General features: G+C 54.3%; 18 protein-coding genes. 13 read left to right on the top strand and 5 right to left on the bottom strand.

The window, feature by feature from the left end; all coding sequences use genetic code 11:
* Nucleotides 1-168 precede the first annotated feature (168 nt).
* Nucleotides 169-1,146, top strand: coding sequence for a transposase (locus tag GXP58_03695; protein ID NOY52707.1), 978 nt, complete (start codon nt 169-171; stop codon nt 1,144-1,146).
* On the opposite strand, the gene GXP58_03690 is transcribed toward GXP58_03695, so the two are convergent.
* From GXP58_03690 to selB, 5 genes are all read right to left on the bottom strand, one after another.
* The gene (locus tag GXP58_03690) at nt 919-2,235 is read right to left on the bottom strand and encodes a hypothetical protein (GenBank protein ID NOY52706.1); all 1,317 of its coding nucleotides are present in this window, start codon (nt 2,233-2,235) and stop codon (nt 919-921) included. The two genes, GXP58_03695 and GXP58_03690, sit on opposite strands and share 228 nt — an antisense overlap.
* Nucleotides 2,236-2,537: 302 nt before the next feature.
* Nucleotides 2,538-3,776, bottom strand: a complete 1,239-nt coding sequence (locus tag GXP58_03685) for a hypothetical protein (protein NOY52705.1) — start codon at nt 3,774-3,776, stop codon at nt 2,538-2,540.
* A gap of 344 nt (nt 3,777-4,120) precedes the next feature.
* Nucleotides 4,121-4,588: a hypothetical protein gene (locus GXP58_03680; protein ID NOY52704.1), complete on the bottom strand. Its 468-nt coding sequence runs from the start codon at nt 4,586-4,588 to the stop codon at nt 4,121-4,123.
* Between the two features lie 96 nt (nt 4,589-4,684).
* Nucleotides 4,685-5,092: a GxxExxY protein gene (locus GXP58_03675; GenBank protein ID NOY52703.1), complete on the bottom strand. Its 408-nt coding sequence runs from the start codon at nt 5,090-5,092 to the stop codon at nt 4,685-4,687.
* A 219-nt stretch (nt 5,093-5,311) separates the two neighbouring features.
* Nucleotides 5,312-7,216, bottom strand: a complete 1,905-nt coding sequence (gene selB / locus GXP58_03670; GenBank protein NOY52702.1) for a selenocysteine-specific translation elongation factor — start codon at nt 7,214-7,216, stop codon at nt 5,312-5,314.
* Nucleotides 7,217-7,844: 628 nt separating this feature from the next.
* Here selB and GXP58_03665 point away from each other — a divergent pair.
* The 12 genes from GXP58_03665 to GXP58_03610 all read left to right on the top strand — a co-directional run bounded on the left by GXP58_03665 (nt 7,845) and on the right by GXP58_03610 (nt 24,168).
* Nucleotides 7,845-9,173, top strand: a complete 1,329-nt coding sequence (locus GXP58_03665; protein NOY52701.1) for a DUF4388 domain-containing protein — start codon at nt 7,845-7,847, stop codon at nt 9,171-9,173.
* Nucleotides 9,174-9,204: 31 nt separating this feature from the next.
* Nucleotides 9,205-9,588 (top strand): response regulator, encoded by a 384-nt coding sequence (locus GXP58_03660; protein ID NOY52700.1) that lies wholly within the window; start codon nt 9,205-9,207, stop codon nt 9,586-9,588.
* Complete coding sequence (locus GXP58_03655) at nt 9,585-11,621, top strand: chemotaxis protein CheA (GenBank protein NOY52699.1); 2,037 nt, start codon at nt 9,585-9,587, stop codon at nt 11,619-11,621. Before GXP58_03660 ends, GXP58_03655 begins: the two co-directional genes overlap by 4 nt.
* A complete protein-coding gene (locus GXP58_03650; GenBank protein NOY52698.1) occupies nt 11,618-12,583 on the top strand; it encodes a diguanylate cyclase in 966 nt (321 codons plus the stop codon). Before GXP58_03655 ends, GXP58_03650 begins: the two co-directional genes overlap by 4 nt.
* 9 nt (nt 12,584-12,592) lie before the next feature.
* Nucleotides 12,593-13,117 carry a chemotaxis protein CheW gene (locus GXP58_03645; GenBank protein NOY52697.1) on the top strand — a complete coding sequence of 175 codons (525 nt, stop codon included), beginning with the start codon at nt 12,593-12,595 and terminating at the stop codon, nt 13,115-13,117.
* A 154-nt stretch (nt 13,118-13,271) separates the two neighbouring features.
* Entirely contained in the window at nt 13,272-14,393 is a 1,122-nt protein-coding gene (locus tag GXP58_03640; protein ID NOY52696.1) for a porin, read from the top strand.
* A 3-nt stretch (nt 14,394-14,396) separates the two neighbouring features.
* A complete protein-coding gene (locus GXP58_03635) occupies nt 14,397-14,924 on the top strand; it encodes a hypothetical protein (GenBank protein ID NOY52695.1) in 528 nt (175 codons plus the stop codon).
* Between the two features lie 70 nt (nt 14,925-14,994).
* Complete coding sequence (locus tag GXP58_03630; GenBank protein NOY52694.1) at nt 14,995-17,475, top strand: hypothetical protein; 2,481 nt, start codon at nt 14,995-14,997, stop codon at nt 17,473-17,475.
* A 40-nt stretch (nt 17,476-17,515) separates the two neighbouring features.
* Nucleotides 17,516-20,401, top strand: a complete 2,886-nt coding sequence (gene phnD / locus GXP58_03625; GenBank protein NOY52693.1) for a phosphate/phosphite/phosphonate ABC transporter substrate-binding protein — start codon at nt 17,516-17,518, stop codon at nt 20,399-20,401.
* A 52-nt stretch (nt 20,402-20,453) separates the two neighbouring features.
* Nucleotides 20,454-21,275, top strand: coding sequence for a response regulator (locus GXP58_03620; protein NOY52692.1), 822 nt, complete (start codon nt 20,454-20,456; stop codon nt 21,273-21,275).
* 46 nt (nt 21,276-21,321) lie between these two features.
* Nucleotides 21,322-23,325, top strand: coding sequence for a HEAT repeat domain-containing protein (locus GXP58_03615; protein ID NOY52691.1), 2,004 nt, complete (start codon nt 21,322-21,324; stop codon nt 23,323-23,325).
* Nucleotides 23,326-24,168, top strand: a complete 843-nt coding sequence (locus GXP58_03610) for a protein-glutamate O-methyltransferase CheR (GenBank protein ID NOY52690.1) — start codon at nt 23,326-23,328, stop codon at nt 24,166-24,168.
* The last annotated feature ends 8 nt before the right edge of the window (nt 24,169-24,176 follow it).

Here is a 24,176-nt window from a genome sequence, read left to right as displayed (position 1 = left end):
TCAAAGAATTACAGAAGGTGGGAGCCCTCGCCTCCCACCGGATCGGAACCATTATTGACGATCCTTCGGGAAAGATCCGGGTTCGCTCAAAGAGGTGAGACGTCCATCCGAAGGTAAGGGGTCAAGTCTGCCGTTGACCTTTCTCGTCGAATATGCTACATTGTCATCATGTCCAGACCTTTGCGCGTAGAATATCCCGGAGCATGGTATCACGTCATGAATCGGGGCAGAAGAAGGGAGAAGGTCTTCCTGTCCGATTCAGACTATCTTGGATTTCTGGAAATCCTCCGGGACACATCCAAAATGTGGAACCTCAAAGTATCCGCATATTGTCTGATGCCCAACCATTACCATCTTCTGGTGCAAACACCGGACGGCAACCTCGCCCGTTGCATGCGGCATCTCAACGGTCTCTACACACAGAGATTCAACCGGACGTACGAAACGGACGGCTCTCTCTTCCGCGGGAGATACAAAGCCGTACTGATTGATGCCGACTCATACCTCCTCGACGTCCTGCGTTATATCCACAGGAATCCCATAGATGCCGGGCTGGCAAAGGAGATGGAAGACTTTGCATGGAGCAGCCACAAAGGCTACCTTTCCAGCGCCGGAAAATGGAAGTGGCTATATAAGGATGGGCTGATCTCCATGTTTTCCGGACAAAAGGACAGCCGGTCCGCTTACCTTGAATTCGTGACCGGAAGAATCCCCGATACGGTCGAACATTTCTATTCATTAAAAAATCTGCCATCCATATTGGGCAGTGACTCCTTTAAGAATCGGATCAAAGAACAGTTTCAAAAACTCCGGTTCCAAAACGAGATTCCGGAATCACGTGTTCTGGCGCCGTCACCCGAGGCAATCATCAAAGAGGTGATCCGCCATTTCATGATCAACCGGCAACAGCTCCTCCATTCACGGAGGGGGAGAGAAAACCTGCCCAGGAATATTGCCATTTACCTCGTACGCCGTCATTGCCGGGCAACTTTGGTGGAAATCGGCAGAATCTTTGATATTGAAAATTACAGCTCCGTCAGTAGCAGCATCGAAAGAGTCAAGAGACGACTGGGACAGACCCCTTCCCTGCGTAACCAGGTGAAACGGATAGAAAAGAAGGTAGAGGAGAGCCAAGAGCAGACTTGACCCCTCGCGAGATCCTTCATATTCCTCCCGGGGAAGAGAAAGGATCGCCTCCCGCAGGGCATTCTGCACCGTCTTCAGGATCTTTCGGCTTGCCCGTTCCTCCTCAGCCCGTCGCTGTTCCGCCACGATCTCCGAAACTTTTTCCTCCAACGGTTTCATCGCATCGCAGAAATCGGCGAACCGTTCATCCTGGATAATGCCGCTCCGCGTACCCGGCGTCAGGTTCAGAAAAGGAACATCAACCATCCCCTCCAGCCAGCCGGAGTTCCACGGCTCCCGGTTGAACGGTTCCAGATCAGTCAGCGAGGGAAACACCCGCGTTCCGGCACGGTAGAGCCCCACCCGATTTTCGTTACTCGACTCACTGATATAAATCTCGTGGTAGATCTCGCCGGAAGAAGAAAAGGTCTCCGGAAGCTGATGAAGAAGCCGCCCGGAAAACTCCCTGGGCTCCACGATCATCTCCTTCCGGGCCGTCCGGTCGATCACTCGGACCCGTACGCCGGAGCGGCGAATCCGGTCCCGCAGTTCCGAGGCAAGATAACGCTGAATTTTCTCCCCGTTGAAATGGCGACCCCCCGGCAGCAGGGGAGAAATCGTCAGTTCCGTCCCGCCCGATGCAATCAGCAAACACCTCCGCCCGATCCTGTACCCGGGAGATCCCTTCCGCATCACCATTTCATAGGACTTCCCCTCCTCCGAAGCGGAGATCAACCGCAGCTCCTCCCCGACGGTCCAGAAACTGAGAAGACCGATCCCGAACTCCCCCTGAAGGTTCGATGCCCCCTCCTTCTTCAACTGCCGTTTAATTGAATCACAGATGTGAGTAGCCACATCTTTAAAGTTGGGCACCCCCTCGGCGTCCCTGGGAATGCCGTCGCCGTCATCAACAATCCGGAGGTAGGCAACCCCCTTTTCGCGGCCCCGGGTAATCGTCACATGCCGGGCATGCGCATCAATACTGTTCTCCACAAACTCGGCAATCGCCTTTAAGGGATTGCTCTGGGACAGGGCGATGATCGTAATGGCATTCCAACTGTCGCCGATCCGGAGTTTGCCGATCTTTGAAGCCCCTTTTTTTCGTCCCATCTTAAACCCCATGCAGGGAAGCATACAGGCTGTATCGGCGTTCCCGGCCATTATTGATGACCACAGAAACCTTCCGACAATCATCCGGCAGGGCCATACCTCCCGGCAGGTCACCTCAACGTCGAAGGAAAACTAACCGAAAAAGTCAATCGAGTCAAGAAGTTGTAACGTTGTACCGAGAACCGGAAAGACGAGATGAGCCAAGAGCAGACTTGACCCCTTTGGGGTGGGGTAAAAAACCGGGGGCCCGATGGGGACCCCCGGCATGAGGTAACAACCTCGGCAACTCGATGAAATCAGGACTACCAGATGTAGATCATCCTCAAATTAATCGAGTCGTCCTTGTCGTTTCCACCACCTGTCACATCACTCTTCTTATGCTGATACTCGCTGATGAGCTGAAGCCCTTCCATGGTGAAGACATTCCCGGAAAGGGTAATGGCGCTGACCTTGTCGTCACTGTTCTTGTTGGATGGATCCCATTTATCAAAACGGGCCGCCAGCGCAAAGGTCGGGGAAACATGGTAGTCCGTCTCAACGAAGTACCCCTTGCTTTTGCCCAAGTCGACAGCACTGCTGTCGGCCAGATCGTCCTTGCCCCAGCCGTAACCGGCGAGGAGGTTCAACTGGTCGGGCAGCGCCCAGAAGTTGGCATAGGCGGCAAAGCGGGTAAAGGTGTCCTTGTTCGTAGCGGTATACGGAACATTCCCCCTGTAGTAATAGAGGGTCATAGCGGAGTCGTCGTTGATGAACTGGTTCACGACGAGGGAATAGCTCTTGTCGTTGTGTCCGGTTATCGAACTATCTTTCTTAAATGTGTCGCCGCCGGCCGTCTGTATACTCTGCGCCGGGCCGCCATCCTGGGTAATCCCGTTGCTCATCCGGAGAGCAACAGAGGTCCCGGTCGTGGCCATGTTGTAGCCGACCTCGGCCGCCATTTCGTCCGTCCAGGGAGTAAAAGCACCTGCCCCGGAGTTTGTCTGGAACATGGGTCGGCTGAGGCCCAGGGGCCGGTCGGAGGCGCCGAAGCCTTCCCATGCGTGCATCAATCCTGCACGAGCCTGCCACCAGGCGTCCTTGTTCCCGTTGACATAGCGGACATAGGCATTTTCTAGTTCTGGAGAGTCGCCCGGAGCCATGCTGATCTCGGCCAGGGAGCCGAAGTTCTTTCCCCAGGAACCGGAGAGAGGATACATCGTGAACTCCTTGAAATAGAGATCACTGTTGTTCCAATCACTATTTTTTGCATGATCATTGTGGTTGGTGTACTTGTAGCCGGCCTGGATACGGGCGGAGAAGAAGTTTCCGAGCTTGAAATTGCTGGAGGCATCTTCGCCGATCTGGTCCGGCATCCGATAACCGGCGAGACGGAATTCATAGCCGGTCCGGTTCAGTTTCGGGACGATGGTGTGGCACATGCTGCATTCGACATTGTACTTCCGGGCGAAGGTCGGGATGGCCTCGGCATCACCGGAAACCATGACCAGCGTTACTGAAAACACAAACAGGGCGAGCACCGCCCCTTGAAATAAACGTTTCATGTCTGTCCTCCTTGAATTTTTTATTGTCTGTCCTCTTAAAACACAAAGCTTGTCCTTTCCAAACAATTCTTTACGTTTTGTTTTCCGTGATCACCCCCTTCCGGATCGATCAGCAAGGTACCCGATACGATCCCGACACCCCGCGAAAAAGCGGTTAATGTTTGTTAAAACTGATAGTTACATGAAATATATGATTAATTGGTTGAGAAATATATCAGTGCTTTTTAGATATGTCAAGAATAAAAAGTCAAAATGTTCTTTCCAAAAAACTGGAAAAAACACACATACAAACCCAATAAAAAGCAATCATATTCAACAATCATAAAACCCGAATATTCGATCCGTCAAGAAGAAAATTCGCGGGAAAACGTCTTTTTCAGCCAAACGGCTGTTTTACCGAGAAGAATGTTAAGGGGGTTTTTCCGCGAAAGGAAGGGAATCACGGGCCGGCGGCGAAACCCCATGAGGCCCCGGGCCTCCCGGACCGCCGGGTCGTCGGGGGCCATGGCGAGCGCTGCATCGAGATGAACGACGGCCCGGGCACGAAGTCCGTGGAAGAGATAGACGAGTCCAAGGTGGAGACGAAGTATGGGGTCATCGGGATTTCGTTTGAGCGCAGCTCCGCACCATTTGAGCCCGCGGGAAAAACCGTAGAAGCTTGCATCGAAGCGGGCAAGAATGAGTCCGTAGAGGGAAACAAGACGGGGATCACAATCGGACCGGGGGACCTCCTTTTTCAGGAGGAGCTTCGCACGCCTGTATTCGCCGCAACGGTAAAGCGATTCCGCCTGTGTGTAAAGATCAGAGGACATGACACCTTTTAACCACGGGGGATTTTTTTCAAAACCCCCAAAAGCAACCCCCGAAAAGCTTGAACCACGGGGTACTCGGGGAGTCACGGGGAAACCTCAGATAGAGATTCTCTTCATCCCATTTTTCATCAGCCGCTTATTAAAGTTCAACAGATACCCTCTTTTCAGCCCCAACAGTTTCAGGTAGGTAATCACTTGGGATATATGAATCGGGATGATTTCTTTGACTGACTTCAATTCCAGTAACAAAGAGCGATCGACAAGGATGTCAGCTCTGAACCCCATCCCAAGGTCCTGACCATGATAACGGACCGGAATCAGAGTCTGACATTCCGCCGGAATTCCCCGCTCATCCAATTCCACCATCAAGGCCTTTTCATAAACGGATTCAAGCAAACCGGGTCCTAATTCACAATGGACCGACGTTGCAGCATCAAGAACAACATCTATTAACCGGTCATCACAGTCTACCAGCCGTTTTTGCGTTTTATCGGCTGTATTCATTGCCTTCCCCGTGACTCCCCGTGTTCCCCGTGGTTCTTCGCTTTTTGCCTTTGACTTTGCTCTTTCCATAAGTTTTGCTTTTGCCTTTGGTTTTGATCTCTTCAATTCCTTCATGCCCTTCATGGTGAAGGCTTTTTGTGATTGCCTTTGCTTTTAACTTTGTGCCTTTGTGCCTTTGTGCCTTTGCCCCTCTGCCCCTTGCCTTTGCCCCTCGATTCTTTATCGCAGAACCCGCACATCCCCTTTTCTCGCCGTAAACCCGATCCCGTCGAAGTATTCCAACAGGGGGATCAGGTATTTCCTTGTTAGTCCCAAAAGTTCCCGCATCCCTGCAACGCTGATTTCTCCCTCTCCTTCGAGAACGGCCCGCACCTTTTCCCTCCCCGCTTCAAGTGCCTTTGTGTCCATAAAGAGATCTCCCTGGATATGGGTCAGACTTTTCCGTTCTACGAGATGCCGCAGGATTTCGGCAACCAGACTTTCCTCTAATCCGAGTTCTCCGGAAAGCTTTCTTGAGTAGGGAGGAGCAAGCCCGGCCTCTTTATAAAGAGCCTCGATCTTACGGGCCGCCTCCTCTTCTTCGGAGGTCAAGCAAACTTTGTGTTCCGGGAGACGGACCCGGTTTTCCTCTACAATCACCTTCCCCCCGCGGGAAAGATGGTTCAAGATCGACGGAAAAACCTTTTCCCCGATCATCGTTGAGAGCCGGGAAGCCAGCTCCGCTTTCGGAATCCCCGGCTCCAGGGGTTTGCTCCGATGATAGCCGGTCAGGACAGACAAGGTCTTCTTTTCAATCTTTTTAAGATGATCCATATGGAGCAGATGCAGGGTATCAGCCAAGAGAGTCACCGCCTCGCCACGCTCCCGGAGCCGCTGGAGGATCTTTTTTGCCGTCCCCTTCGCCAAGGGGAGACGGCAACGAAAACCGGCCAGGTCCATTCCGGAGAATCCGGCATGGCGGAGAAAAACAACGGCCTTCTCCTCGGGACTTCCCTCTTTCAGGACTTCCAGGGAGGGAACCACGGACGGATCGGAGGTCTTGTGCTTCCGGGGCTGCGGGTCGAGGATCTCCCCTCCCCCGATGGTCCGGTTCTCCGAGACGGAGCGGAGAATAAAGCGGTCCCCCCCCATGGCGACCACCGGTTCCCGCAGACGAATCTGCGCATAGCCCTGCTCCTCCGGCATGAGCTGTTCCCGGTCAAGATGGACGATGTTGCCGACCCCTCGGCTCGCCCCGATATAAAACCGGATGAGGGAACGGTTTTTCAGCGGTTTCTCCACATCGGGCAGAAGCGTTACCACGGCATCGACCATATAGGTCGGGGTCAGCAGACCGGGGACGGTGACCGTATCCCCCCGGCGGATCGACTCTTTCTCCACCCCCTGCAGGTTCAGGGCCGTCCGCTGCCCGGCCAGCGCCTCCTCCACCGATTTGGAATGAACCTGCATCCCCCGAACCCGGGCCTGGAGCCCGCCCGGCAGAATCTCCACGGCCTCTCCGTTTTTCACATTGCCGGAGAGCAGGGTCCCCGTGATCACCGTTCCGAATCCCTTCATGGTAAAGACACGGTCCACGGGGAGACGCAGGATCCCGCGGGAATCCCGGTCCTCCACCTCCCCGGCAATTTCGGCCAGCGATTTTTTCAGCGCACCCATCCCGTCCCCGGTCTTCGCGGAAACCGGGCAGACCGGCCTTCCCTCCAGAAAGGTCCCCTCAATGAGGCCTTCCACATCCTGCTGTACGAGTGCGAGCCATTCCGTATCCACAAGGTCGGTCTTGGTGATCACCGTCAGTCCCTTCCGGACGTTCAACAGGCGGCAGATATCGAAATGCTCCCGCGTCTGGGGCATTACCCCCTCGTCGGCGGCCACAACAAGCATGATCATATCAACCCCACCGACACCGGCGAGCATCTGGTTGACGAACCGCTCATGGCCCGGTACATCGACAATCCCCACCTGGATCCCGCCGGGCAGTTCCATCTCGGCAAACCCGAGGACGATGGTGATCCCCCGTTTCTTTTCTTCTTCGAGACGGTCTGTGTCCACTCCGGTCAGGGCGCGCACCAAGGCGGTCTTTCCGTGGTCCACATGGCCGGCGGTTCCCAGGATAAGGTGTTTCATAGGTTCCGCTTTCCGCTCCCCGTCCCGGCTAAACCGGGACGCGACAGGGTTTATACCCGGCATCGGTCTTCTTCATGGCCTTCATCTGCTTCATGGTAAATTGCTTTCTCGATTTTGTTTTTCCTTGGCGCCCTTTGCGTCCTCTGCGAGATGCCGCTTTCCGCTTTTGCCTTTTACGTTGCTTTGTCCCTCTGTGACTTTGCCCCTCTGCCCCTTGCCTTTGCCCCTTGATCTCCCCCCGCCAAAAAAGTATCACACAATTTTTGACTTTACTTCAAGACGATAAAATGATATAAAATATTAATAAAACAAGTGATTACCATCTGTTTTTTATTCATCATCGTTTATATAAGACAGAAACCGTTACAGGGTTCCGGCGTCGATACAATCGCCCCTGCCGTATCGATGGTATTCGGCAACAACGAAACATATTGAAAAATAAGCGAAAGCGTTGACGGATTATAACGGAATCCGCATCGTTTGTAAACAAATTCACGACCTGCGTGTCCGGACGCACGGGCACAAACTGAAAACAAAATTCATCCCCCGGGAATCCCCCGGAGGCTTCATGTACCCCGGTCATCCTGACTGAGCCACTCGATGTCCGACTTAAGGTGGGGACTCTTCCATGAGTCTTGTCGGGAACTTAGTCGATCTTCCCCTGACGGATATCTTTCAGATCGTCACGCTGAGCAAGAGGACCGGTATCCTCAAAATCGTCTCCGCTGAGCATCCGGAACAGAAAGCCGCTATCACCTTCCTTGATGGAAACATCATCAAGGCCTCAAGCTCGCCCAACCGGTCTCCCCTCGGGGTATTTCTCATCTCCAGAGGATTGATCACTGAAGCGCAAAGGGATGCCGCTCTTTCGATCCAGGAACAGACCATGGAACCGTTGGCCACGATCCTGGTCCGACAGCGGGTCATTCCCAGGGAAACGATTGAGCCGATTCTTATGGAATATATCCAGCGGGTGATCTTTGATCTGCTGAAATGGGATGAAGGGCATTTTGAATTCAAGCTCCTTTCTTCTCCGAAAGAGGTTCTTCCACCCTACCCGTCCGAGTTTGTCCTCCGGGACGGCATCCCGACACAGCACCTGATTATTGAAGGACTGAGGCTCCTCGATGAGGAGAAACATCGCGAGGCAGCTTCCGGTTCTGAGACAAAAGGACCGATCGGGTTTGCCTCTCTCATGGAGGATTCGCCTGTTTCCCTTTCCGAACCGGAAGGACCACCCCCCGCGGACGGTCACCCCGAAGGACTCTGGGAATCGGTCCAGGACGAGATCGACACGGCGGAAAACAAGGTCACAGCCTCCCTTGTTGAAGAAAAAGCAGCACCCCCTTCAGAAAAGAAGGACCTGGACTTTTTGGAGGAACTGATCCTCGAAGTCGGCGACGAGATGGAACTTCCGGAACCCGAGACGGAACAGAAGGAGATCGTCAGTTTAAAAGCAATGGTGGAAGAACTGAAAGGCCCGAGCAGCCTTTCGGAGGTCCTGCTGCTGATCCTTCGCTACGCTTCGGAGTTTCTGAGCCGCGCCGCCCTTTTCGTTATCCGGGACGGGGAGATCCGGGGGTTCGGCCAGTTCGGTCTCCCCGGCGAAGACAACCAGGCCAATGACCGGATCCGGAACTTGGTCATCCCCGCCGCCGAAGACTCGATCCTGACGGAAGCCATCCGTCGCCGGGCCCGGGTTGTGCAACCTCTGGCGGGAACCACCCGCTGGAATACCGTTCTCCTTGAAACCCTCGGCGGCATAAAACCGGAAGAATCTCTGGTGATTCCGGTCAACAGCGGAACGGAAACCCTGGCCCTCTTTTACGGGGACAACGGGGAGAAGCGGGAACCGATCGGCGACATTGAAGCGCTGGAGATCTTCATCATCCAGGCGGGGATGGTCCTGGACCGTTCCGACCTGGAGCGGAAGCTGCACGACATGCAACGGCATTAACTATCCGCCTGACACAAAGGAGCAACTATCCGTGAACCCGTGCATACTGATCGTTGAAGATTCATCCACAATGCGGGCGCTCATCGCCTCCACACTGGAGGACCTCTGCGACTGCGACATCACGGAGGCGGCCAGCGGCTTTGAAGCGCTCAAAATCCTGCCGGCCCGGCAGTTCGATCTCATCATCACCGACATAAACATGCCGGACATCAATGGACTGGAACTGGTCAACTTCGTCAAGAAGCATCCAACGTACAGCAAGACCCCTCTCATCATCGTCACCACGGAAAAGAGCGCGGAGGACCGGAAGAAAGGAATGGCACTGGGCGCCGACACCTATATTACCAAGCCCTTTGACGCGGAAGACCTGCAGTCCGCCGTCAAGACACTCTTAAAGGAAGCAAGTCCGTCATGATGGATTCAAACCAGCAAAAAGCGACCATTGAATTTCTCGCAGAAGGGGAAGAGATCCTCGAAGGGATCGGAAACAACCTCGTTCACCTCGAAGAAGGGATCGGTTCAGCCCGGATCAACCCGGAGATCATCAACGGGATTTTCCGGGGGGCTCATTCCCTGAAAGGGCTCTCCGGCATGCTTGGATTCACCAAGGTCTCCGAACTGAGTCACAACCTGGAGAATATGTTAGACAGTCTGCGTCTGGGGAAACTGAAACTCGCACCCCCCGTCCTGGACTGCCTTTTCGAGAGTCTTGACACTTTAAACGGGCTGATCCTGAAAATCGGGGAAGAGGGAAACGATGATCTCCCGATCGAAGATGCCTTAGCCCGGATCGAAGCGGTCCTGCACGCAGACACGGAGGGGGCCCAGGAAGAGTCTCTTCTGAAAACCTGCAATATCTCACCGGCCGTCATCGAGGTCCTGACGGAATACGAAGAACACCGCCTGCTGGCAAATATCGAGCAGGGAGATCACCTCTACAAGATCCGGATTTCCTTTGACCTCGCGACCTTCGACCAGGACCTGCAGAAGCTCACCGCCGGTCTTTCCGAAATCGGAGAGATCATCACCACCCTTCCCAGTACCGGCGACAGTCCCGAATCGGGCATTCAGTTCACACTCATCGTCGGCTCCCAGGAAGAGCAGGAGAAGGTCGTTTCGGTAATTTCCGCCTTTGAGTCGGCCGAAATCGAGGAGATCAACTATGCCCCGGTGAAAGACAGCGAACCTCCCACCCCGACGGAAACGGCCCCTGCGAGGGGAAGCGAGAACTTCGTCAGCGACATCAAGGGCCTGACCCGGACAGTCCGCGTAGATATCGGCAAGCTGGACCACCTGATGAACGTTGTCGGAGAACTGATCCAGAGCAAAGATATCCTCAAAGCAAATATCAAAACTCTCCGGCAGGCGGAGGCACAGGCCGGTCTGGCAAACAGCTTTCACCAAGCCGTGGAGGTTCTGGAACGAAAACTTACAGAACTGCAAGACGGGGTCCTCGAAGTCCGGATGATTCCCATCGGACAGATCTTCAACCGCCTCAACCGAATCGTTCGTAAACTTTCCCATGACGCGGGAAAACAGATCCGCTTTGCAACTTCGGGGGAGGATACGGAACTCGACAAGATGGTCATCGAAGAGCTGGCCGACCCCCTGATGCATATTATCCGGAATGCCATTGATCACGGTATCGAGACCCCCGAGGTTCGAAAAGCCGCTGGAAAACAAGCGGAAGGAACCATCGAACTGAGGGCATATCAGGAGGGGAATCACGTCATTATTGAAGTTGAAGAAGACGGTGCAGGAATCGATGTGAAAAAGATCCGGGAGAAAGCGATCGAAAAAGGACTGGTGGAGGAAGACGAATCCATGACCGAAGAGGAGACATTGAACCTGATCTTTCTGCCCGGATTCTCCACGGCGGAGAAGGTGAGCGAGGTCTCCGGACGAGGGGTCGGTATGGATGTCGCGAAAAAGAACATCACCCTGTTGGGGGGTATGATCGACATCGACACCGAACCCGGCGAAGGGACCCTCTTTACCATCACCCTTCCCATTACCCTCGCCATCATCCCGGCCCTGATCGTCCAATGCACGGACCAGATCTTTGCCATCCCGTTAAATGCCGTCACGGAAAACCTGATCCTCCCCCGGCAAAGCATCCAGACCATTGAGCAGCGGGAAGTGATCAAGCTTCGAGGCCGGACGCTCCCACTGATCCGGCTCCAGGAGGCATTCCGGCTTCCCGGAGACAACAGCCGCTCCATGGAAAAGTCACACATCGTCGTGGCCGGGCTGGCGGAAAAAAAGATCGGCATCATCGTGGATGACTTCCTCGACAAACAGGAGATCGTTATCAAGGCCGTCGGCCGGACCCTGAAGGGGATTCCCGGCATTGCGGGGGCAACGGAGCTGGGAGACAAGCAGGCTGTACTGGTCCTCGACGTGGGCGCCCTTATTGAGGAAGCCACCCGGAAGGCGGTTGCCGAATGACGGAACCGAAAAAGAAAGCCACGATCCTGATCGTGGACGATTCCGAAATGATCCGGAACCGGATCCGGAAGGTCCTGCAACAGGAAAAGGACCCGGCGGTCGACTGTATCGAGGCGGAGGACGGGATCAAAGGGTACAAGGAACTGTTGAAGGGAACGATCGATCTGGTCATCTGCGATCTGATCATGCCCCAGATCGACGGATTCAAGCTGATGGAACTTGTGAAAAATCATCCGGAACTGAAAAACATTCCCATGATCATGCTCACCGCCGAAGGAGAACAGAAAAAGAAGAACCGGGCACTGGAGAAAGGGGCCAGCGACTACCTGACCAAACCCTTTGATGATGCAGAGCTCTCGGCCCGGGTCCGGCTTCATCTTGAACTGAAGCTGCTCCACGATCAATTGAAGAAGGCCAATCAACAGCTGACAAACCTTTCCAACACCGATGCGCTGACGGAAATCTACAACCGGCGGTATCTGATGACCAGCATGGTCCAGGAGATCCGCCGGGTAAAACGCTATCAAACACCTCTTTCTTTTCTCATCATGGACCTCGATGACTTCAAGAATTTGAATGACACCTATGGTCATCAGGCCGGCGATCAGGTCCTTCGCGATGTCTGTGAGCGACTGCAGGGCGTTCTGAGGCAAACCGATATCTTTGCCCGTTACGGCGGAGAGGAGTTTGCCCTTCTCATGACGCAAACACCTATTGCCAATGCGGAAAGGGCGGCCGAGAAACTCCGAAAGGTCATTGCCAAAACCCCTTTTACGATTCAGGGAGAGACCATACCCGTCAGCCTGAGCGGCGGGCTTTCCTGCTTCATCGAAGGGAAGATCGACACCATTGACGCCATGATCATGGCCGCCGACCAAGCCCTCTACCAGGCCAAAGGAACCGGAAAAAATCGCATACTCGTCTCCGAAGAATGTCTGGAGCAAATTTCGGTAGAAGAATAAGGGGAAACAATGGACAGCGAAGAAAAAAAAGAGACCTGCATGGAAGAAAGGGCTAATGAAAGCGCCGATGAACTGCAGGAGAAAAGCCGGGAGGAGTCTTTTCTCACCTTGATGGGATTCAAACTCGCCGAAGAGGAATACGCCGTCGACATCATGCAGATCAAAGAGATTACGATTCCCACCGAGCTGACCCCGATTCCCCGAGCGCCGGAATACATCCTGGGAATTCTTTCGCTCCGGGGAAACATTCTGCCTGTCTTCGATGCGAAAAGGAGGCTCGGCCTTCCGGCACGGGAAGAGACCCACCGGACCCGGATCATCATCGTCAATCATCAGGGAGAGCAGGTGGGACTCCTCGTAGACGACATCACGAGCGCCGCCCGCATTTCCGCATCCGCCATCGAACCCCCGCCGCCGATCCTGAACGGGGTGGAGGCAGAATATATCACCGGCGTCGGACGGGTGAACGACAGGATGATCATCCTCATGGATATCGAAAAGATCTGCCGAATGGAAGAAACCGTTTCCGCCTGAACAGGATTCCGCCGAGCCGGACCATGTGATGGAGGAGCATCTGATGGAAAACCGCCGGTGGAAGATTTATAGAAGAAAGGGGTGATGCCCGCTTGCCTGGGGGGGAAGAAACTGAACGCTAAGTTTATCATGGACCGTAATTGGAGGATGGATCATGACAAAAAGAAGGTACCTGTTACTGATCGTTGCAATACTTTTTCTCTCTCCGCTCCGCGCTTCGGCCGTTTCCAACGGAGAGATCAAGGATCTCAAGCAAGAAATCGATAATCTGAAGACCAAGGTCGAGCTGTTAGAAGCACAGAACGAAGATACAACAAGCCGGATCGGAAATCTTGTAGACATCAGCGGCTATGCCGACGGAGAGTTCAACCTGACCGACAACCAGGCCGCAAATGCCCGGAGTGAATTCCGCCTCCATCACCTTTCCCTCTTTTTCAGCAAACAGTTGGCGGAGCAGTGGCGGCTGTTCTCGGAGGTTGAGTTCGAGGACGCCCCGAAAATAGAGCCTTCCGAACAGACCTATCCCGGAGAGATCTTCGTCGAGGTCTTCACGCTGGAATACAGCCACAACCGCTACGTCAACTTCCGCCTTGGCCGTTTTCTCAATCCGGCCGGGATCTGGAATGTGGAACACTACCCCCCCTTCGTTCTCACCCAGGAACAACCGACACTGGTCACTCAACTTATCTTTCCACATACCAATGACGGCCTTCAGTTCTACGGCAGCCATTACCAAGGGGGCGTGACCACCGATTATCTCTTTTATGTCTCCAACGGTTCCGGCGAAAACCCCGGACACGGCGACATCAATACGGACAAGTCATGGGGGGCCGACCTCGGCTTCAAGCTCCCCTTCCTGTCGGATGCGGAAATCGGGTTTTCCTACGACCGGGAGAACCGGGATGAAAACGACAACAAGGTGAAGATCCTCGGAGCCGATGCCAGACTGGCCTGGCAGGATCTGAAATTCCAGGGCGAGTATGCAAAACGATATACCCGGCTGGTTGCCGGCACCACGGAACAGACCATCGGATGGTATTCCCAGCTAACCTACGATTGGCGGAAATGGACCGTCGGTTACCGTTATGACTGGTACGACCCCGACCAGCGGGAGAACAATAACCGGATGACCACCAACACGGTGGCACTGAATTACCATTTCACACCCAATGTGGTCGGAAAGATTGAACACCATTTCGTAAAGGATGAAGGCGCTTCGGATGTTCATTATACGAAGACCCTCTTCTCCGTTGCGGTCTACCTGGGAGGGAATTAAATTATGAGAAGAGGAGGGTTCAGCCCCAAGGACAACATCGCAGGAGGAGATACCATGCAGGAAAAGTACAGGAAAAGGATATTCAGGAAAGCGGCACTGACGACCGTGATGTCCATGGCCGCTTTGTCCTTTTTGTTCTATTTGACAAGCCCGGCCGGAGCGGGAGAGGTCGTCGTGATCGTGAACGCAGATAATCCCGTGAAAGCGCTCTCCATAGAAGAAGTCAAACACTATTACGAAAATGACATTCTTAACTGGCCGAACGGGAAAAAGATCCGCCTCTATGATCTACGCACCCAGGACCCGGCACGGGAAAAATTTTCCGAAGCGGTCCTGGAGAAAGAAGCCCGGAAGGTTGCCATGGAGTGGGCCGGCAAGAAGATCGCCAATACGGCCAAGAACCCGCCCAAAACGGTCCGGTCGGCGCCCCTCATGCAGGCCCGGGTGGCGAAAGACCCCAATGCCATCGGCTACCTGTTGAAGAGCGATGTCACAAGCAGAAAGGTCCGGATCGTCACAACAATCGAATAATCGCCATCTCAGAAATTCAGAAGGCGAACTTCTTTCAAAACCATCGAGGTAGAAAGGCAGGTAGGAAAAGATGAACCGATGGAGCGATCTCGCACACAGGCTCAACCCCTTCCGAACCCTCAAGGGAAAGGTGACACTCCTGGCCCTCGCGGCCATGATCATCGTGGCCGCCATGATCGCTTTTTCCGGTTGGTTGGGAAACAATAAGCTCGGATCGGCCATGCAAGCCAAAGACATGGAGAAAGATCAAACCCTATTCCAGACGATCATGGACAAGCAGTACCAGCAGTTACAGAACAAACTCGACCTCATTACAGCCGGGCTGCCGGAGATTATCACCGACCTTCAGAAACGGGACCGGGAGGACATGATTATCAGCACCGTGCCCGCCTTTCAGTTGATGCAATCCAAGGGGAATTTTTCCCGGCTGACCTTCTACATACCGCCCGGCATCATTTTCTTTCAGGCCCACGATCCGGCCGTTTTCGGGAACAACGTCCTGGAAGAACGGCCGATGGTCCGGGAGGCCTTCCGGAGAAAAAAGGAACTTTCCGGCATTGAGCTGGAAGGGAACCGGGCCTATCTTTTTCTCCTCAAGCCGATCTATCGGAAAGGAAAATTCCTGGGCATCGTCGAAGCCGGAGGAAGTTTTCTTCCCTTCCTCGAAGAGCTGAAGAACCGTTTTCACTACGAAGCCAGTCTCCTCCTCCGGAAAGAGTTTACCGGAAAGGCGAAGGGGACGCGCCTTTCCAACGGGATGCTGCTCCAGGCCAGCACCAATGAGAACCTGCAGTTGAAAATTCTCAAGGATGTTGATCTGGACAAGCGGCTGGACAAAGTGAGCCGTTTCGCCCATGATACCAAGACACAGTCTCTCGATACGACCTTTCTTCCCCTGAAAGATTTTTCCGGCCGGAAGATCGGCATTGTCACCCTCCTCACGGATGACACCGACGTGGATTCCGCACTGGAGCAGACCCAGAATCGCTCCATTCTGGTCTCGATCGCAGGCTTTCTTCTGGCTGCAATACTGATCTTCCTCAGCCTCCGGAAAAGTTTTCAACCCCTCGGAACGATGGCTGATCTTCTCAAGGATATCGCCGAAGGAGAGGGAGACCTGACCCGTCGGATTCATGTAAAATCCCATGAGGAAATTCAAGATCTATCAAACTGGATGAATGCCTTTATCGAAAATATTCAGAACATTGTCCGCAAAATTCAGGAGACCATGATCGCCGTCTCCGAAACCTCCCGGGAGATGATTCTCAGCACCAACAAGGTGGCTGCCGGCGCGGATGAACAAAACAGCGCCATCAGTGAAATCGCCCAGGTCATGGACGATATGGACAAAATGAACCGGGAGGTTTTCGAGAACACCTCGGCCCTGGCCAAGAGTACGGAAGAGGCCTCTTCCTCCATTATGGAAATGAGCGCCTCCATCGATGAAGTCGCGGAAAACACAAAGGAGACCTCCCAGGCCATTGACGACAGCGCCACCTCCATCGTCCAGATGCTGCAATCGGTCAACGACATTTCGACAAACATCGATTCCCTGTCTGTAGGCGCCGAGCAGACCTCCTCCTCAACAGAAGAAATCGCCCGGACCATCCTGGAAGTGGAACGCAATGCCCAGGAATCCCTGGCCATATCCAAGGAGGCCGCAGCCAAGGCAAAGGACGGAATGGCCGTCGTCGAAAAGACCCAGGCGGGGATGGAAAAAATACGAAAAACCTTTGATGCAACCTCCCGGGTGATCAAGCAGCTGGGGGAACGGTCGGCCGCCATCGGCAAGATTCTCAAAGTGATCGACGAAGTCGCCGACCAGACGAACCTCCTGGCCCTGAATGCCGCCATCATCGCCGCCCAGGCGGGAGAACATGGGAAGGGGTTCGCCGTTGTAGCCGATGAGATCAAGGCCCTCGCGGATCGTTCCGCCCGTTCAAGCAGCGATATTGCCGACGTCATCCGGAACGTTCAGAAGGAGACCGGCGAGGCGGTCCATGCCATGGAAGTCAGCGCCTCCTCGATCACGGAAGGAATGGACCTCTCCCGCAAGGCCGGAGAATCCCTTCGGGAGATTGTCGAAAGCGTCGACCGGTCGAGCAACATGATTGAGGAAATCGCCCGGGCCACGGTCGAGCAAAACAAAGGAAGCCAAGTCGTTCAGGAGGCCGTGTCGAGCATCACCGAAGCCTTGCGCCAGATGGCAAAGGGAACCCAGGAGCAACGTAAGGGCTCCAAGCAGATTATGGAGAATATTGAACATTTCCGGGAAATGGCCATCCACGTCAGCCGGGCCATGGAAGAACAGTCGAAAGGAAGCGGCCAGATCAGTAAAGCCATCGAGGAAGTCAATTACAAAAGCCAGATGATCTCCCGGGCCACGGAAGGTCAGTCGAACCAGTCACGGATGGTTCTGAGCAACATCAAGAAAATCGTTCAGATCGACGGGAAAAACAGTTCACAGATCCAGGGGATGACGGCCTCGATCAACGAGATGACGCAGATGCTGGAATCCCTGCAGAACGAGGTGAATCAATTCAAGGTGTAGATCGAAATGACGGCACCGACACAAAGGAGAGACCCCTTCCATGTCATTGAAGACTGAACGCTTCAAAGCATCCGTTCCCTTTCTCATTCTGGCTGCACTGGTCTTCTGGTTCGCCGGCAAACTCATTCAAACCACGAAAACGGTTGAAGGGAGTCTGGCGTTCCTTCGGACCTGCAACGATCGGCTGACCGAAGGCGCCTCTCTTCGCAGTTCATGGGAGGAACTCTCTTATGTTCTGACGGAGGGAAGCAATCCCGATCGTCCTCCACAGGAACTTCTCCAGGCGCTCCTCCCCCGGACTTCCGTCTGGCTGGAACAGATCCGTTCGGAATCACTCTTCCCTGAGGATATTTTTTCATCCCTGAACACCCTTCAAAAAGAGATGGAATCGCTCCGCTATCTGGAGGATTCTCCCGCAGCAGCCTGGCCAAGGGAAAAGAGCATGACCATCCCGGATGTGTCAATGGAACTGACGGAGATCATGACCCGGATCCAGCAAACGGAGAGCGGAAAAGTAAACCGACTCGGCACATCGGGACTGCCTTCCGTTTCGCTGGTCTTTTTCATGATGCTTGTGACCCTGCTGCTGATCCTGCTCCTTCAAAATCTCTTTGCAGAAAAAATTCGGAACCATCTGCTGACCCTGAAGGAAATTCTGCTGGCACTGAACCAGCAGGGTCGTTCCGATCCCGGCACAATACTGGAAATGAATCTGGGCGGTTGGCAAGGGGTCCTCTACCCCCTCCCGAAAATCGCCTACCTGATGAACTGTTTCCTGGAGCGCCATAACGACATGCTCAACAAGATCGCCCGCTCCGCCGACAACTGTGAGAACGCCACCCGCCTGATCCGCAACTGTCATAAGGAAATCTACGAAGGGACCCGGGTCCAGGCATCCGCCTCGGACGACACCTCGTCCTCCATCTTTGAAATGTCCGCCACATTACGGGAGATCAGCGCCAATGTTCAGAGCCTTTCCCACTCGAGCGAAGAGTCCTCCAAATCGATCCAAGCCATGGATGACTCCATCCACCAGATCACACAGCAAAGTGATGAACTTTTTTCCATGATTGAAGAATCCTCGGAATCTATTCACAAGATGATCGGTTCGATCGGTGAAAGCCGAAACAATCTGAACGCACTCAGTATCTCCATTGAAACCTCAACTTCGTCCGTTTCTGAAATGCACGCATCCATTAAGGCGGTTGAAGGACTGGCAAAGGAATCGGCCGCCCTTTCGCAGAAGAGTACTCTGGAGACATCGGAACTGGGCGTCAAGGCAGTGCAGGAAACCATTGAAGGAATGGAACGAATCCGGCAGTCGGTGGAAGAGACAGACCGAATGGTCAATATCCTGCATGAACGATCGGAAAAGATCGGGCAAATCCTGAACGTCATTGACGAAGTGGCGGAGAAGACCAACCTCCTGGCCCTGAATGCCGCCATCATCGCCTCCAAGGCGGGTGAACAGGGAAAAGGGTTTTCCGTTGTCGCCGATGAGATCAAGGCGCTGGCCGACCGAACCGCCTCCTCGATCGACCAGATCGAAGAGGTCATCTCCGATGTGCAGTCGGAAACGGATGCCATCGCCCGGGGGGTGCACCTGAGTGTCGAAGAGGTCCAAAAAGGGGTTCAACTCTCCCGAGAAACAAAGGAGGCCCTCGGCAAAATCCTGCAGCAGTCTCAACGGTCGAGCGAGATGTCCTGGGAAATTGAGAAAGCCGCCATCGAACAGGTCAAGTCGATCGAGCACATTGACACGGAAATCCGGAACGTCAATGAACACACCAAGCAGATTACCGCCGCCGTGGAGGAACAGGATAAGGGAGGCGAGGTCATCCGCGGGATGGTCGCACAGGTGAGCCGGTTTGCCCGTGAATTAAAAAAATCAATGGCCGATGAATCAATGGGAAGCCGGCGGGTTGCCCATGAAATCGAAAATATGATCCTCAAAATTCAGGAGATCAACCGGTCCATTCGCGAACAGGGGAAAGGGAGTGAACTCATTGTCCATTCCATCGAGCGGATCCGGAACATTACGGAAGAATCCATCAACCTGACCGATGACCTTAGCACCGCGATCAATTCCCTCGCTCTCTATAATGAAGAGTTGCAAAGGGAAGTCCATCATACAACGCACAACATAGAAACGGAGGGCCTGACCCTGGGTGTCATTCCCCTCGAATCGGGTGTCAAGATGGAGATTCGGTTTACTCCATTGGCCCGGTATCTGGAAAAGAAAATGAACAGGCCGGTCAAGATTGCCGTAGCCGAAGACTTCAAAACGGCACTCAACGATTTCGGGGCCGGGAAATACGATCTCGCGTATCTCACCCCCTCCACCTATGTGGAAGCCAAGAAGAGATACGGTGCCCGTATTATTCTGAAAGCCATTCGCAATCACATGCCCTTCTACCATTCCGTCATTGCCGTCCGGAAAGGAGCCCCCATTCATTCCATTGCCGACCTGAAAGGAAAGCGCTTCGCCTTCGGCGATGAACACTCCACATCCAGCTACCTTGTCCCCTGCGGCATGCTGGCCCGGGAGAATATCTCGCTTCAGGATCTGGCCGGCTACGAATTCAAAGGACACCACGACGATGTGGCCTGGGCCATTGTGAACGGGGAGGTCGAAGCCGGGGGATTGTTGGAACCAATTGCCCGAAATTTCAAAGCAAAAGGGCTGGAGATCCTGGCGACGTCGGATGAGATCCCGGAGTTCAACCTCTGCGTTCGGAAAGGAATTGCACCGGAATTAGAGAGAGAATTGACCCAGGCCCTGCTGAGCCTGGATGAATCCGTGGAGAACGACCGGAACATCCTTCAGACCATCGAACCGCAGTACAACGGATTCATGACGGCCACGGAAAGCGATTACGCCGGAGTGGAAACCATGATGACCCTTATGGAACAGGAAGTCGCCTGATCGAAAGAGGCAGACATCCGGCATGTCCGGCTGAACCACAATGGAGAACCTGATGATCGTACAATGCAAAAAGTGCGGGACCCGCTACAGGATTCCACCGGAACGCCTCCCTGCAGGAAAGGCTCGTTTCCGCTGCAACCGCTGCAGATATGTTTTCATAATCGAATCCGACCAGACAACCATTCTCGTTGCGAAGGACAACCCGGAGTTCCGCCTTTTCGTCAAAGAGATCCTGGAGGAACGCAACCTCCGGGTGCTGACGGCGGAAAACGGAGTGGAGGCTCTGAAGATCCTCCGCCGATCAAAACCCGCTCTGGCAATTCTGGATGTGGCGCTGCCGAAAATCTACGGTTTTGAATTGTGTGAGACGATCAAGTCCAACCCGAAAACGCAGGACATCCGGATCATTTTGATCGCGGCAAGTTACCGGAAGGCACGCTACAAGCGACTCCCGGAGAGTCTCTACGGGGCCGATGATTACATTGAAATCCATCATATCGCAGATCAGTTGATTCACAAGATCGGACGGCTCCTTCCCGGTCTTTCCCTCCTCACAACAGAACCATTGCAGGGAACTTCTCCGGCAACGGTCTCCTCCTCCCCTCCGGGACCGTTGCTGGATGATGAGGTCCGGAACAAAGTGGAACGCCTCGCCCGAACGATGCTGTCCGATATCGCATTATACAATGAAACCCGGATCAAAGAAGGACTTGCGGCGGAAGATCTTCCCGAACGGCTCGCCCCGGAGCTGCAAGAGGCGGAAGGCTTGATGAAAGAACGTTTCCCCGATCTGCCGGAGGCCACCCTGCATCATTTTCTGCAACAGGAACTGGCATCCTTCACGGCGAAACGGACCGCCGGCGTCTCTGTCTGACAAATCGAGAAAAGATCAGATCACCGAATCCGCGTGAGGTATTATCATGGTCGATCCACTAAAAGGCGTACTCCGGAAAATGGAAGAAAGCGAGGTCGAAGTCCGCCGGGAGGCGGCGGAAAAAGCCGGACGGCTCAAAGACCGAAAAGCAATCGTACCACTGACGAGGCTTCTTGGCGATTCCGTCTGGCGGGTACGCAAAACCGCTATCGATGCCCTTCTCGGAATGGATGCTGTAGAGGACGTGATCTCCAATCTCATCCTCGCGCTTCGATCCCAGGACAACGCCGGCATGCGGAACTCCGCCGTCGAAGCCCTGATCCGAATCGGTGCAGCCGCGGTCCCTTCGCTCTGTCAAGCGGTCAAAGACCCGGACCCCGACGTACAGAAATTCGCGATCGACATCTTGGGCGAGATCAAAAGTCCACGAAGTCTGAATGCCTTGGTCGATGCCTTGCAAGACCCGGATGAAAACGTCAAGGCCGCCGCCGCGGAAAATCTCGGAAAAATCGGCGACCGTAGGGCCCTACAGCCCTTACTGCAGATCCTGAGGGAAGATGATTTCTGGCTCAAGTTCCCCGCCATCGAAGCCGTGGGCAAAATTGGTGACCCACAGGCAATCCCGTCCCTCATGGAACTATTGAAGGAGAAGCGCCTGAAGAAACCGCTCCTGACGGCCTTGGGCCGTCTCGGAAACGCCGACCTTTTCCCGGCACTGATCCCCTCCATCGCTGACAAGAAACGGCAAGTCCGGAATGCTGCCGTCCTCGGCGTCTCGGAGATTTTTCAACATTCCGGAGAAGATCCGGCCTGCGCAAGGAAGTTCGGAGAAGCAGCTCTCCCGGAGACCGTTGACGGACTGATTGAAGTCATCCAGGAAGATGACCTCTCCCTACGAACGGCCGCCATTGAGTTGATCGGGATCCTGGGTGACCCGAAAGGGGTCCCCTACCTGATCGATTTCTTAGGGGATATCGCACTCCATGACCGGATCATTGAGGCACTGATCCGGATCGGCAAGGGATCGGAAGCGGCACTGATGGAGGCGCTCGATCATCCCGACGAACTGATCCGGAAGGCGGCCGCCTATGTCCTCGGTCATATCGGAACCCCGGAGACCCATGGAAGACTGATCGCCCTGTTACAGGATTCCAATGGCCATGTCCGACAGTCCGCCGCCATGGCCCTCGGGTTGATCCGGATGACGGAATCTTCCTCCGAACTGATCCCTCTGCTGGATGACCCTTATCCCGACGTGCAACAGGCGGCGGTCTTCGCCCTGCAACAGATCGGTAACCGGTCGCAGCTCTCCAGGATCTTCACCCTCCTTTCCAATGAGAGTCCGGCCTACCGCAAAAATGCCGCCGCCGTACTCGGCGCTATCGGAGGAGAGGCGGCAGTGGACCCACTCCTGTTCGCCCTCAAAGACGAAGTCCCCGACGTACGGAAGGCTGCGGTAACCGCCCTGGGAAAAATCCATGTCGATCGAGCCATTGAAGGATTGTCCCTCGTCCTCTCCGATGAAAACACGGACGTTCGGCTTGCAGCCGCAACGGCCCTCGGAGATTTTTCAACCGATGCATCAATCCGGATTCTGCAGTCGATTCTCCTGGACGAAGACATCTGGGTCCGGTGTGCCGCCGTGAAAGGACTGGGCAAGATCGGAGGAACGGTCTGCCTGGATCTTCTTCTTCCCCTGCTCGACCACGCGCCGCCACCGGTTCAGATTTCCGTAATTCAAGTACTTGCGGAACAGAAAGGGAGCCGGGTCTTTTCGGCATTGATCCGAAAACTGGAACACCCGGACATGGAGATCCGTCGTTCCGCCATCCTGGCACTGGGAAAGACAGGGAACCCGGCGGCATTTGATTCTCTGATTTATCTTCTGGATTCTCCCGACTGGAGTGAACGGAATACCACCGTGGAAGCCCTGGGTCTCCTCGGAGACCCACGGGCGGAACATTCCCTCCGGGAGATCCGCATCAGCGATCCCGATGAACTGCTCCGGAAAACCGCGGACCGGGCCCTGAAGTCCCTGATGAGGAAGTAAATGTTCGAACCCCCCTGCGAGATGCGCGACACCACGTTCCGGTTGTTGCGGGATCTGATTTATAACTATTGCGGCCTCACCTTCGACGACCGGTCGAAGTACGTGCTGGAAAAACGCCTGGCCCAGCGTCTGGCGGAACATCAACTCCGGGACTTCCACGAGTATTATCATTTTCTCATCTACGACAAGAATCGGGATCAGGAACTCAATACCGTTATCGACATCCTGACCATCAATGAAACCTACTTCTTCCGGGAAGAGCTACAACTGAAGGCTTTTGCCGAGGAGATCCTGCCCCTCCTGAAAGCCCGGAAAGAGAAAGAAGACAAACGGTCCATCCGGATCTGGAGCGCCGGCTGTTCCACCGGAGAAGAACCCTACACCATCGGCATTCTGATCCGGCAGTCCGGTCTCTTTCATGGATGGGATATCGAGATCTTCGCCAGCGACATCAGCCATCGCGTCCTGCAATCCGCCCGAAAAGGAGAATACGGTAAATCCTCCTTTCGATCCACCGATGCCCGTTACCTTGAAGAATATTTCACCAAGGTGGATGGGCGTCAACGGGTCAACGATTCCATTCGGAACATGGTGAACTTCGGCTACCTGAACCTCTTCGACGACGACCGGATCAGTCTGGTCGGGAAGATGGATATCATCTTCTGCAGAAACGTCATCATCTATTTTGATCGGGAAGGCAAAAAAAAAGTAATCCATAATTTTGAGAATCACCTGGTCTCGGGGGGGTACCTTCTGTTAGGACACTCCGAATCGTTAATGAACCTATCGACCGCCTTCCGTCTGGAACATTTAAAAAACGACATGGTCTACCAACGCGTCTGAAAGGAAGC

Source organism: Deltaproteobacteria bacterium, from assembly GCA_013151235.1.
Classification (GTDB): Bacteria; CG2-30-53-67; CG2-30-53-67; order CG2-30-53-67; family CG2-30-53-67; genus JAADIO01.
Note: the sequence above shows the minus strand (reverse complement) of the source record. Positions and strands in the feature narration are given on the sequence as shown.